12 protein-coding genes, 1 tRNA gene and 1 pseudogene are annotated in these 12633 nt (G+C 34.4%); 9 read left to right on the top strand and 5 right to left on the bottom strand.

The window, feature by feature from the left end:
- Window positions 1-189 precede the first annotated feature (189 nt).
- Window positions 190-657 carry a pyridoxamine 5'-phosphate oxidase family protein gene (locus tag I6751_RS13815; protein WP_196589990.1) on the top strand — a complete coding sequence of 156 codons (468 nt, stop codon included), beginning with the start codon at window positions 190-192 and terminating at the stop codon, window positions 655-657.
- Window positions 658-772: 115 nt separating this feature from the next.
- Window positions 773-1864, top strand: coding sequence for a GGDEF domain-containing protein (locus tag I6751_RS13810; protein ID WP_196589989.1), 1092 nt, complete (start codon window positions 773-775; stop codon window positions 1862-1864).
- A 284-nt stretch (window positions 1865-2148) separates the two neighbouring features.
- On the opposite strand, the gene I6751_RS13805 is transcribed toward I6751_RS13810, so the two are convergent.
- Window positions 2149-2505, bottom strand: a complete 357-nt coding sequence (locus tag I6751_RS13805) for a helix-turn-helix domain-containing protein (RefSeq protein WP_196589987.1) — start codon at window positions 2503-2505, stop codon at window positions 2149-2151.
- 196 nt (window positions 2506-2701) lie between these two features.
- Between I6751_RS13805 and I6751_RS13800 the strand changes: the two genes are divergently transcribed.
- Window positions 2702-2777, top strand: a tRNA-Lys gene (locus I6751_RS13800).
- Window positions 2778-3398: 621 nt separating this feature from the next.
- Here I6751_RS13800 and I6751_RS13795 read toward each other — a convergent pair.
- From I6751_RS13795 to I6751_RS13780, 4 genes and pseudogenes are all read right to left on the bottom strand, one after another.
- Window positions 3399-3743, bottom strand: coding sequence for a hypothetical protein (locus I6751_RS13795; RefSeq protein WP_196592358.1), 345 nt, complete (start codon window positions 3741-3743; stop codon window positions 3399-3401).
- Window positions 3740-4063: a hypothetical protein gene (locus tag I6751_RS13790; RefSeq protein ID WP_196599131.1), complete on the bottom strand. Its 324-nt coding sequence runs from the start codon at window positions 4061-4063 to the stop codon at window positions 3740-3742. Before I6751_RS13790 ends, I6751_RS13795 begins: the two co-directional genes overlap by 4 nt.
- Window positions 4064-4070: 7 nt before the next feature.
- A complete protein-coding gene (locus I6751_RS13785) occupies window positions 4071-4232 on the bottom strand; it encodes a hypothetical protein (protein WP_196592356.1) in 162 nt (53 codons plus the stop codon).
- A 1-nt stretch (window position 4233) separates the two neighbouring features.
- Window positions 4234-4386 (bottom strand): annotated as a pseudogene (locus I6751_RS13780) (N-acetylmuramoyl-L-alanine amidase); the annotation flags it as partial.
- Between the two features lie 114 nt (window positions 4387-4500).
- Here I6751_RS13780 and I6751_RS13775 point away from each other — a divergent pair.
- The 6 genes from I6751_RS13775 (at window position 4501) to I6751_RS13750 (ending at window position 12630) form a co-directional block, all read left to right on the top strand.
- Window positions 4501-4770 (top strand): VirB3 family type IV secretion system protein, encoded by a 270-nt coding sequence (locus I6751_RS13775; protein ID WP_196592355.1) that lies wholly within the window; start codon window positions 4501-4503, stop codon window positions 4768-4770.
- Window positions 4771-4836: 66 nt separating this feature from the next.
- Window positions 4837-5820, top strand: coding sequence for a hypothetical protein (locus I6751_RS13770; protein ID WP_196592354.1), 984 nt, complete (start codon window positions 4837-4839; stop codon window positions 5818-5820).
- A gap of 11 nt (window positions 5821-5831) precedes the next feature.
- Entirely contained in the window at window positions 5832-8252 is a 2421-nt protein-coding gene (locus tag I6751_RS13765) for a TraG/VirB4 family ATPase (protein WP_196592353.1), read from the top strand.
- A 166-nt stretch (window positions 8253-8418) separates the two neighbouring features.
- Window positions 8419-11016, top strand: a complete 2598-nt coding sequence (locus I6751_RS13760) for a hypothetical protein (protein WP_196592352.1) — start codon at window positions 8419-8421, stop codon at window positions 11014-11016.
- A 129-nt stretch (window positions 11017-11145) separates the two neighbouring features.
- Window positions 11146-11862: a Fic family protein gene (locus I6751_RS13755; protein WP_231038003.1), complete on the top strand. Its 717-nt coding sequence runs from the start codon at window positions 11146-11148 to the stop codon at window positions 11860-11862.
- 207 nt (window positions 11863-12069) lie between these two features.
- Window positions 12070-12630: a lytic transglycosylase domain-containing protein gene (locus I6751_RS13750; RefSeq protein ID WP_196592350.1), complete on the top strand. Its 561-nt coding sequence runs from the start codon at window positions 12070-12072 to the stop codon at window positions 12628-12630.
- Window positions 12631-12633: the final 3 nt, after the last annotated feature.

Below are 12633 nucleotides of genomic sequence, written 5' to 3'. Positions count from 1 at the left end.
TTGCTCTACCAACTGAGCTATCGAGGAATGTTGCCAACAGAAAATATTATACTCAAAACAATTGATACTGTCAACAGTTTTTAGATATTTTTCTTAACCTAAACTACCATAATTTATGATAGAATATAAAATATATGTTGATATTTTTAATTATTACATATTTTATCACATTATGAAAGGTCAGATAAAATGAATAAAAAAATGCGCAGAAAAGACCGGCAAATGTCAGAAGCAGATACAATAAAAGTTTTAAAAAGTGCTCAATACGGTACACTATCAATGCTTGATACAGAAAATAAACCTTACGGCATACCCATCAGTTTTGTTTATGAAAATGGTATGATTTATCTACATTGTGCCACAGCAGGCACCAAATTGGATAACATCGCCCATGATAACAATGTTTGTTTTTCTACAGTAACCGATGTGGTGACTATCCAAGAAAAATTTTCAACTCGTTTTAAATCTGCCATCATTTTTGGTAAGGCAGAACTTATTAATAGCATTGAGGAAAAAAGGACAGCGCTTATTGCTATTTTGAACAAATATTGTCATGATTTTTATGAACCCGGTTTAGAATATATCGAAAAGGCACTTGCCCAAACTAACATACTGCGAATACAAATAAATGACATTACTGGAAAAGAACACAAATAATCAGCCTTTTGGCATAATTCGAGTATACTGGCAGATACACTGTTTTAATGATTTTTATTTACTATTTTTAATTATTGGTAATTTTGGTGTAAAACTTTAATTAGGTGATATTTAATTGATACGAGTTAATAAGCTTGATTATTATAATAATCATTGGCAAAAAGACATCAAAAGCAGCATTATATTTATCAGTATGATGCTTTTATTGACCATTGTCGGCAGTTTCCATGATGCCTGCCTATTTAACAGCCGGGGCATAACTATTATCAGCATAGTTGTTTATATCATGCGTGGTATTATAATATGTTCATCTATATACTTCCTGTTATGGCTTATTTCCCAAAAACATAAACCTATTAATAGAAATCATTATCTTTATGTATTCTTCTGGGAAATCGGTATTGCTGTCATGTGTACTTTTTCAGATTTTACCAGGCCGACAACGTACTATCTTTCTTCTGTAATTGAAGTTCCAATGCTTCTGGCAATGTATTTAATAATGCCCCAATATAATAATGTACTACGTATTATTCCTCCAATTTTACAAAGTACTTTTTCTATGATTTTATATATGCTATATAAAACTCCACCAACCGAACTTGGTTTTGGCAGTTTTTACATGGGGATGATATTTGTTAACTTTATTGGCATATATTTTTCACAAAAAATGTACTCAAATGAATATCATCTTTTTTATCTTGCAAACATAGACCCTTTAACAGGACTTTACAATCGACGTTATTTTGATAACAATTTAAAAAGGAATTGGCACATTTGTTCAAAGCAAAAGAAAAATTTGACAATATGCCTGCTTGATATAGATCACTTTAAAACATTCAATGACACTTATGGTCATCAATTCGGAGACAGAATTTTAAGTAAGACTGCGGCAATTATTGAACAAAAATCTCACTTGAACAATGTTTCTGTTGCTCGTTACGGAGGAGAAGAATTTATTATAACTTTGGCTGACTTTTCAGCAAAAAGTGGAAAAACATTAGCAGAAAATATTAGAAAGACTATCGAATCTGTCTTTTTTGTAGCCAACAGTCAGCATCATGTTAAAATAACTATCAGTATTGGTGTCTCACATATCATCCCGACTTCAGTTACCACACCTGATTTACTTATTAAGCAGGCTGATACCGCATTATATTCAGCAAAATCCAGTGGCAGAAACAAAACAATAGTTTACGATGATAACTAAATGACTAAGTTTCTTAATTGCAATAACAAATCGGACACTTTATTAAAAACTATATGGAAATATTTAGCATGGATAATCGTTCGTCAAAAAGCGCTTGAGGAGAACGGTATCCAAACATCTTTCGTAGTAACTCGTTAATCCATTCCTCTACCTTATTAATGGCATACTCAGTCACGTTAGGCATGTCTTTTCTTTTAGGAATGAAACGTCGCGCCAAAGAATTCTGCTTCTCATTTGTGCCGCGCTCACCAGAAGAATAAAGATGCGCAAAATACACCACTGTATCATTCCCAGCAGCAGTCGGGTGAAAACTCATTTTTTATAATCTCATGTTCAAGATACTTTACAAATGTCTGTGCTTGCTCTATCTTAAACGGCTTACGACAGGCCTTGCGATTCTTTTTATAGATAGTCTGACCGGTAAGACTAAAATAGCATTTGTAAGACGTCAAGTCACTTTTTAGTTGTGGGACTGTATCGCGCTTTAGTTCTTCATAAAGGGTAGAGCGTGCTATGCCTCCCTGCTCGGCAATTTTTGTCTTAGAAAGATTTTGCATCAAAAGAGCTTCAATTTGTCCTCGCTGAAATGCGGTTAGGTGTTTAAAAGAACGGTGTTTTATGATAGAATCTTTTTGGGACATGGCAAAAACTCCTTTGGTCTCGTTTTTGTGGTTAAAAACATTCTACCATATAGCTTTTGCCTGTCTTTTTATATGTCCGATTTCATTATACAATCAACCTTGCAATTAGGTTTTTATAATAATTAAAAAAAAGCTTGCATTTCACCAATTCATCCCTTATAATTTATAAGGTACTCCATGGTGTACTTAACAATTTGACTCACTAGCTCAATTGGCAGAGCATCTGACTCTTAATCAGCAGGTTCGGGGTTCGATTCCCCGGTGGGTCACCAGTAAATTCAAGGTTTCTCAGATTTGAGAAGCCTTTTTTTATTGCTGTCAGACGATTTATGACAGCCTATTTTGACAGCCTGCTTTTTTTGTTTTCGCTTTCAACAATGCCCATGAAAGTGAGATGGCACTTTTTAACAAAATTATCAAGCAATCAATTTTTATTACGGTTTTATTAGAAATAATACGCTTTTGCTAAAAATATTCCACTTTTTCGGTGAAAAATATTCCATTGATATCCATTTATTTTTATCATAAAATATGCCAACCAATAATGATTATTTGATTGACAAAATCATGCCAAACCTGTAAAAAAATTGCAGTTAGAAATTGAGACAACTATTTTACAGATATGGGCACATTTAGCAACCTGAATCACTTTACTTTTTTATTCATAAATAGCTATGTGCCACTAATAGCAACGCTTTAATGATGCAAAATTGGTGTAACTAAAAATAAAGTAAACACCATATATAAGGCAAAAAGTAAAGCTGAGCAAAATAAAAAAACCCGACACTGGTTTTATGCCAATGCCGGGCTTTCTTTATTATCTATTTGCAACATATAACAAAGCAGCTCCGGCAACTACCTGCCAGAGCGTTTTTTTGATTTCGCAGCCTATCCTACTTTGCAGTTGAGTCTGTGTTTGACGCAGTTGCATTACTGGATGTTGCTGCTGTTGTGGTAGTCAATGCACTCAAAATTGAATTTGCAGAACTCTGAATAAGGGCATTACGATAAGTAGCCCATGCAGTGCTATTATCTGACGCTTTATTTGCCAGATAAGCAAGCACGATAGCCGCCGCATTTGTGAGGATAGTAGTTGTAGTACTTTTTACAGTTGTGTTAGTTGTTGACATAATAATATTACCTCTTTCTTTTAATAAAAAAGCCGCAAGACAATTGCCAGCAGCTTTGATTAACATAATCATTATCTTAAATACATATTTGCCGATAAGCGCTTTCATAGTGCGCCCATCTTTTTTAAATCTTCGTAGAACAGCACCGGTGACACCTCGTCAGCCTTTAAGTCAGGACATACATTCACGCCTCCTGCACGTAATATGCGTGTTACTGTTTCACTACAGTGCATTGTTTTTTCACCGTCAGTTAATATACCGGTTCCGGTTAAAAATTTAACGGCAGTCGCTATACAGTCGGTATAACCATACAAGGTACCGATCAATTCGCGTGCTTTGCTATGTGCTGCTGTTAAATCTGGTAGATCAATATCGATCATTTTGACATGAGTATTATTATCGTATTTGTCCGGTGGATGCAGCCACACTCCGGGATTATGGGTCTGAATATTGTTTAACTCCCTCTGCCTCTAAAACACTGTCAAAAAGATAAATAAAAGCATGGGATATATCTGCATACTGTGAGCCGGAGACAGCTTCTATCGCCTTATCAAGCAGTGTGTCACCACCGACAAAGCCCACTCTTACATTTGCCATTTTATCCCTCCTGATTGCGATACCAATTTGCTTTACCTCTTAGCACGTCACCGCCACGGCTGCCATTAGTCGCCCAAGGATTGTAAGCAGGACTGTCAGGTGTACCTAAAAATTCAAGGTCCCATCTTTCACAGTCGTGCTTTGGCCCATACATGCCCATGTCCTGACCATTTTCACCATCCGGCAGCTGACGATAGCCATGAGTGCTCCTGCTGCTATCGGTGCTATCACAAGTGTGTCCGGCTGTATATTTTAAAAGAGGTAAATTATGGGAAAAGAATCAGAAAATATTCCATGGCAGGAACTGCCATTTTATCGTTCATTATCAGAAAGAATATTACTTCTAGGGGCACCAAAACCTATATTGATATTGAACGGCATGATTTTGGTTTTATTTATTGTAGATTTTCATTTTTGGCCAATTATACCAGTCAGTTTGGTTGTACATTTTTTATGTATCTATTTGTCTAAAAATGATGAACTATTTTTTGAATGTTTAAGAAGTTATATATACAAAAAAAAATATTATTGTACTTAAAAATAACGGCGAAAATCGACTAAAAGTCGTATATTCGCCGCTTGCTTTTTGGAAAAGGTGAAAAATATGTCATTAAATGAATATAAAATTGACGATACCGCAGTTGCGGAATGGATACCATGGGGAGGACTTTTTTTACCGCACGTTATGCGTCAAAAAGATGGCAGCTATTTCAGTGTCATTAAATATAAAGCATATGTTATTGATCCAATAAAAAAAATTACACAGGTAGATTATAAACGCGGTTGGTGTATTTGGATAGAAAAGCAGCACAAAGATGATAACTCATATTTTATTACAATCTGCTGGAATCCTTTTTACAGCAACACCGGCAAAATATCTAATACGCTTATGCCGGAAAAAGTTACACAAACAAATGAATTAACATATTTTAACGATGCAATAAAAAAAATTAAAGAAAATATATCGTCAATTTTACCAGACTGCTATTTGCTCGAACGGCAGGAATTATTAGATTTTCTTTCGTTTACCCTGTCCTTTGGCATAAATAAAGTTGCAGCACCTTATATATATTTATATTTAGATATCTACCTATCTGAAAATATAAAAATAAATTTTGGCGACAATAATATTCTAATAAACGATAAAACAGTCATGATCCTATCATTACCTGGATGTCCTAACCAAACAGTCATAGATAAAATATCTAGACTGTTTAAAAATACGCCTTATCGTTACGTCAAAAGACTTCTTATGCTGGATCAAAAAGAAGCAGAAATTGATTATAAAAAATATACAAAAGGATGGTGTGACAATCGGTCAGTAATAAAATCAATGGTTATGGCCGATTTAATATCAGACATCAATGGCTATTACAGTGAAAATTTTTTAATACTGCTTAACAAAGATATCTACTATCAAATACAAAAAAACTGCAGAGAATTTTTAGCTGATCTAAAAATTCCTTATATTTTAGAAAGTTATAACTTAAAAGATATCTGGTGGGGCAGCATCCCAGGAATATTCAGAGCTAATATAGTACCACCCTTGACCGGATTTAAATTTTTGGATGAACTTTTAATCAGTTAGAGGAGAAAATTATGTATCGTGAAGATCGTTTTTATCGTAATAAAGAATATCTAAAATATACGATGCCTTATGCCAGAATTATTCATAATAATCCTGCTATCGTTTTAAATAAAGATGGTTCCATGCAGACTACATGGAGCTACCGTGGTCCTGACCTTGACTCTGCAATACCTGAGCAACTGGCGATCATAACACAACAGCTTAATCAATCATTTTTATCACTTAATAGCGGCTGGGTATTATTTTTTGAAGCACAACGTATTACATCTACGTCATACGCACCGGATACATATTTCCCTGATCCTGTGACGCAAGCAATGGATGATGAACGCAGATTATTTTTTTCTAATGGTAATCATTTTGAATCCAACTATTATTTGACAGCCTATTGGATGCCCCCTAGTGACAATGAAGGAGTCATTAAAGAATTTGTCGTTGAAGGCAGAGAACATAAAGAAATAACGGCATCAGACAGTATTGAAATGTTTTGTGAAAGAATAGAGAAATTATTTAATATCTTTAAAAATTTACGTATACCGGTGCACTATTTGACAAAAAATGAAACTATTACTTATTTGCATTCAACCATTTCATCGGACTCTCGCCCCATCACGCTGCCAAAAAAACCAATGTTGCTTGACCAGTTTTTATATGATTCGCCGTTTTATGGTGGTATTGAACCACGTTTAGGCGACAAACATATACGAATAATAGTGCCTATTAAATATGCATCGGGAACTATATTTGGCCATTTCAACAAATTAAATCAACTAAACTTCCCATATCGTTGGATAACAAGATACTTTTGCTTATCAAAACGAGATGCAATAAGCGAATTGGAAACAGTAAAAAATGGATGGAACGGCAAGATAAAATCGCTTAGGGCTATGGCTAAAGAACTTATATTTAACCAAGAAAGCGATAATAATATCAATGAAAATGCACAAGCAAAATTCACTGAAGTAAAAGATGCTATTAATGCCACAGAATCGGAAATCACAAGCTATGGTTATTATTCAACAGCCGTGATTGTCATGGATAATGATATCGATGCTGTTGAAAGTAAAGCCAAACTTGTTGAACAAGTATTTATCAACCTCGGATTTAGTGCGCAAATAGAAAATCTCAATGCCATTGATGCCTGGATGGGCTGCGTTCCTGGCAATGTCGGACATAATATTCGCAGACCCCTTATCTCATGTGGCAACTTAGTGCATATGATGCCCATTTCGGACATTTGGGCAGGTCCAAAAAGAAATAAACAATTGAGCGGACCACCGCTCATATATACGGAAACCACAGGTAATACCCCGTTTAGATTATCATTGCATATAGGCGATGTTGGCCATACTTTTTTGGTTGGACCGACAGGTGCCGGTAAATCCGTTCATCTTAATATGATTGCTGCATCTTTTCGTAAATATAAAAATGCCCAAATTTTTATTTTTGATAATGGTGCTGCATCAATGCCGCTTAGCATGGCCGTTGGCGGTAAATTCTTTAACCTTGGCAGTGAAGATAAAAATCTATCTTTTCAACCACTGTCCGAAATAAATGAAGAAAAAGAAAAGCAGTGGGTTTTTGAATGGCTTTGTGACTATATCAGCCATGAAAATTTAAAAATAACACCTGCATTAAAAAAAGTATTACTTGACGCACTGACAACAGTCGCATCATATCCCCAAAAAATGCGAACTATCAGCACGTTAATTGATAATTGTCAGGATCAATCCCTAAAAGACTCATTGCTACAGCTTTCGATTAAGGGAGCTTATGGCAGTATATTTGACTCAGATGTGGATAGTCTGTCATTTTCTTCGTGGCAAACATTCGAAATGAAGAAACTTATGGAGACCCCTTCTATCGTCGGACCAACGCTGATGTATATATTTCATCGCATAGAAAAGTCCTTGGAAAAGACAGTAGATGGTGGACCTACAATTATAAATCTTGATGAATGCTGGAGGTTTTTTGATGATCCGCAGTTTGTAAAAAAAATCCGTGAATGGCTAAAGGTATTACGTAAATGTAATGCGTCAGTTGTATTTGCTACGCAGAACATTGTAGATATTGTAGACAGTCCTATCTTCCAAACCGTACTGGAATCTTGTCAGTCTCAGATTTTCCTACCGTATGATAAGGCTTTGGAAAAAGGCATCATTGAAAAATACTTTATGTTTGGCTTAAATAGGAAACAGGTTGAAATAATAGCGGGTGCTATTAGGAAAAAACAATATTATTATGTATCACCGGTCGGCAGCAGACTCTATGATTTAACACTCGAGTATTGTCCAATTTCTCTTGCTTACGTTGCTGTAGATAACACTGACGTAGAAATATGTAAGAAAATCATATCAGAACATGGACAAGAAAATTTCAATAAATACTGGTTGGAATACAAAAATGTAAATGGATTATTAGAAAGGAAATAAATATTATGATCACTATCTTTTTTATTGTAGTTGTTTTTTGTATTGCCTACCGAGTTAGTAAGTTAGAGCATAGAATAATTGTATTAGAAAAAGCTGCTAATGCCAGCAAATCCAATAGCACGATTATTACTTCTGGTGAAAAATGTAAAGAAACGGAGACCTCAAAATGAATGCACTTGAACAAACGTACATCAATATAAAACAAAAAATATTTGATTCCAAAAAGTTAATTGAATTATATGATGAACTCGATAGTAAAATTGCTGACTCAATGCTTAACGACGGCTACAGCGTTGATGTCATCAAACAGGCTATCCGTACTGAAAATCCTACACTTAAAAATCGGCCACTGGCCGAAGTAAATGTTTATATTGATAATCATATTAAATCGGATAATACTGATTTAGTAAAAACAAATATACAACATCCAACAAAATCAGCTAAAGAAGCCTATAAAGAAAAAAAGCAGATATATTATTACCGTTTTGATCAACTATTTGCGAAATATGATTTAGATATTGCTTGTACACTTGCTGAAAAGGGACATCCTCTAAAGGATATAGTCTCTACAATGTGTCACTGCTCTTTATTTTCAACACATATAAGAGACCAGAAAAATATCACTAAATATGTAGATAAAGTTTTGGCCAATATAAATAATGCCAGATTTTTTCGTAATGGTAAAGTATATGACCTGGCTAAAAAAGCTTATATAAAAAGAGCAAATGACATTATTGATAAATATTCGGCTTACTCTAAACCAAACTTTAATAGTTTTCACGAAGGTGTAGTCGTCATATCAATGATGATGAACGACCATTTCTTTCCGGAAATTATTGAGCAGGTCCTGCGGCGTAATTCATTATTTGCTAAAGCTGATGATATGTATGTCAAAAACATCATGGACAGATGCCGCGCTGTCAAAAAAGCGTATGAAGATATAGATAGCGTGCAATCACCCAAAAATGTAAAAAACGAACACGACGCATATTGCTTTTTTGCTGGTGAATATATGCGCCATACTGGCACCAAAATACTAAATGGTCGTGATGAACAACGCATTATAGCACGAATGTTTGCCGAAAAGCTGCCTGAAGACACAATAAAAAAAGCACTTGAAGCTTCACCGGTATCCATGGAACCAGGTCGTGATAAAAATAAATATATTGATACAGTAATAACCTTAGTTAAAGATAAATATGCATCTCAAAAACAATATGCCGAAAAACAGCTGCCTTTAACAAAAGCATCATACATTGAAAAAATTACTCGTCTGGACAAATTCTTAAAGACAAAAGGCTATATAGGCATAGAAAAAAACCGCAGCTACTATGACGGAATAGCTGCAAAAAGTTTACTTAATGAACATCAGTCAATAATCAATATAATTGAAGTCATAGCGCAAAACAGCCCACAAGCCTTTAAAATAAACGATAATCCAAATAAAACACCAGAAAGCTATGCAAAATGGATAGTTAATGCCGCAAAAAAAGCAATTCAAAAAGAAAAAGAAATACTAAACTTTGAAGAAATAAAAATTCCTGAAAACACCAGCTATAAACAATTAAAAAATATGGGGATTACTGCCCAATTGCTGTATTTGCAGGCTATAAAAGAACGCCTAAAAGTGTATCCAAGCCTTTCTAATACCCTTACATCGGCCTTTATTGATAAAGATGCGTTAGAAAAAATTATAGTACAGCATCCGGACGTTGATAAAGAAGCCTTGTACCAGGTACTATGCCAAAATAGTCCAAGGAACTGTATGCCAGGAATTTCAGAAGCATATCCAGGTCATGTTATGAATAAAGTCAACGAGCGAATAGAAAGACTTTATCACCAAAAAGCTACGGCTGAAAATACACAAAAAAATATACAAAAAGAATATGTTAAACAGTGTGGACTTGCTACTGAAGGAGTCAATGTTGACAGATCGATGATGCTTGCCCAGGACGGGCGAGCCGCACTTAGAATGTTAATGAATAACATCGATCCTGCTGACATAAAAAATGCTATTGCCACAGCGGTTAAAACAGTTGTTACCGTTGCTGGTGCATCAGCAATAATAGGCAATATGGGACCATTAGTGTATGCTAATGAAATAGTAAAAAAAGCTCAAGCTGTTCAAAATAAAATTAATATTATAGCCGACTATGTTCCCACAGAAAATAAAACAGATAAAACTGTTGATGAAGATTATATAGAAAAATTACAGGTACTATATAAGCAAAAACATTTTATGCAAAGCAGTATGGATGCTGATGTTATGAAACAAATGATCTTAGAAAATAAATACCCTGTAAATGATATCGAAAATGCCATAAGAAATAATTCGCCTATTGCCATTGAACCAGGTCGCGACAACCAGTATGAAACATATATCTTGAATAAAGCAAAAGAAAATATTGAAAGAGAAAAACAAAAATTAGAATATTATAAACCGGTACCTCGACTGGAACATAGTGATTCTGCGCTTGAAGAATATAAAACTCAGCAAGAACGTCTAATAAATCATATTGATTTACCATACACAGATTTTATGGACATCCTAATAGTAGAAACCCTGCTTGCACAACAATTTGCCGCCAAAGACATTATATCTGCACTGGATGATTCACCGCTTAATAAAAGTGATAAATATGCTGAAAATATATTAAAACAGGCTGAGCAGCGATTTACTAAAGAAAAAGAACAAAGTCGTGATAATGTGTATGTCCGAACATTGACAACCATCACAACAACTACAACTAAAACAGAATTGTGAAAGAAAAATAGAAAAATAAAAGCTGTATAATACGTGAAATATGATATATTATTAAGATACATGAAATTATAAATTGTATGGAGAAATCAAAAAATGTTATATCTATCACAAGACTATTTTACTCACTTAATGGTAAAAATGGCACATCATAGTACTGCAATAGAAGGGAACACATTAACACAAGGTGAAACTAAAAGCATTCTTATAGACGGTTATATTCCGAGAGCAATGAATATGCGCGAACTAAACGAAGTACTAAACTATAAGACATATATGCCCCAAATGATTGAAGCATTAAAAAATAAAACAAAAATTTCCACTAGGTTTATACAATTAATCCATAAAACACTTTGCAATGAGGCAATCCAGGCAATTCCCGGTAAATTTAAAATTATACCCAATATGATTATTGGCGCTGACTTTGAAACTACACCACCTTATTTGGTTCATGAAGAATTGGAAAACTGGCATCAAAATTTGAAATACCAATTAGACAATGCAAAAACAAACACTGACATTGTAGAGGGAATATGCAGGCAGCATATCCAATTTGAGCATATTCATCCATTTCCAGACGGAAATGGACGTGTTGGACGTGCTTTAATGGTGTATAGCTGCATACAATATAAAGTTCCGGCAATAGTTATCCCTGTTGAAGAAAAACAACGCTACATTAATTATCTCAATACTGAAAATTTAAAGGGATTAGTCAATTTTTCAATGGAATTACAAAAAAAAGAAATACAAGTTATCAAAGCATTTTATCATAAAAATGAGCATTCCTTTCCTATTCATGATATCTCCATTGATAATAACTTAAAGAATGAAACTACTTTTTCAAGATAAAAAATACACAAATACATTTTTTGTAATTTTAACAGGAAGCAACCATATATCGTTGCTTCCTGTTCTTTTTTCTCAAAAACAAAGGAATAAAGCAAGATGTCCATAATGGACATCCTATTTTTGAACATAAAAAAGCAAAAACATAAGATTTTTAGTAAAAATTTTTCATGTACACTTTATTTGCAATTAAAAATAAGGGAGTTGGGAATGACGATGAAGGTTCAAAGTTTTATCAAAAAAATCAGTATAATTTTCTTATTATGTGGTATATGTATTGTGCCTTTTAACCACGATGTAAAAGCTGCCGATGTCTATTCTGTTATATATAATGATGTTGCAGCTTATCAAGATGTAAATACATCACAATGGATTACAAACGCAATATTATATGCCAGCGGGCAATATAGTGTAGATCCTCTGCTTATAACGGCGATCATGGAAAACGAAAGCCACTTTAACATAAACGCTGCTTCCGGAGCTGGCGCCGTTGGCCTTATGCAATTAATGCCGGACACTGCAAACGCTATTGGTGTCAATCCATATAACCCATTGGATAACGTAATCGGAGGCACAATCTATCTGGGCAATCAGCTAAATAATTTTTCCGGCTGGGGAACTTATGCGGTGACTGATGCGGTAGCAGCATATAACGCAGGTCCACAGGCCGTTAAAAATTACGGTGGAGTGCCGCCATATACTGAAACCCGTAACTACGTAATTAAAGTTTCAGATTCATATAACCAGTTACTAAATAACTATCAAAATTAAGGG

The organism is Pectinatus frisingensis (assembly GCF_015732285.1).
GTDB classification, from domain to species: Bacteria; Bacillota; Negativicutes; order Selenomonadales; family Selenomonadaceae; genus Pectinatus; species Pectinatus frisingensis.
The sequence above is the reverse complement of the archived record's forward strand: the minus strand, read 5'-3'. Positions and strand labels throughout refer to the sequence as shown.

Excerpts from the sequence above, each read along its gene's own strand:
- I6751_RS13750 (WP_196592350.1), top strand. The coding sequence starts at position 12,070 with ATGACGATGAAGGTTCAAAGTTTTATCAAAAAAATCAGTATAATTTTC.
- I6751_RS13805 (WP_196589987.1), bottom strand. The coding sequence starts at position 2,505 with ATGTCCCAAAAAGATTCTATCATAAAACACCGTTCTTTTAAACACCTA.
- I6751_RS13785 (WP_196592356.1), bottom strand. The coding sequence starts at position 4,232 with ATGGCAAATGTAAGAGTGGGCTTTGTCGGTGGTGACACACTGCTTGAT.
- I6751_RS13755 (WP_231038003.1), top strand. The coding sequence starts at position 11,146 with ATGGTAAAAATGGCACATCATAGTACTGCAATAGAAGGGAACACATTA.
- I6751_RS13770 (WP_196592354.1), top strand. The coding sequence starts at position 4,837 with ATGTCATTAAATGAATATAAAATTGACGATACCGCAGTTGCGGAATGG.
- I6751_RS13760 (WP_196592352.1), top strand. The coding sequence starts at position 8,419 with ATGAATGCACTTGAACAAACGTACATCAATATAAAACAAAAAATATTT.
- I6751_RS13795 (WP_196592358.1), bottom strand. The coding sequence starts at position 3,743 with ATGAAAGCGCTTATCGGCAAATATGTATTTAAGATAATGATTATGTTA.
- I6751_RS13815 (WP_196589990.1), top strand. The coding sequence starts at position 190 with ATGAATAAAAAAATGCGCAGAAAAGACCGGCAAATGTCAGAAGCAGAT.
- I6751_RS13775 (WP_196592355.1), top strand. The coding sequence starts at position 4,501 with ATGGGAAAAGAATCAGAAAATATTCCATGGCAGGAACTGCCATTTTAT.
- I6751_RS13765 (WP_196592353.1), top strand. The coding sequence starts at position 5,832 with ATGTATCGTGAAGATCGTTTTTATCGTAATAAAGAATATCTAAAATAT.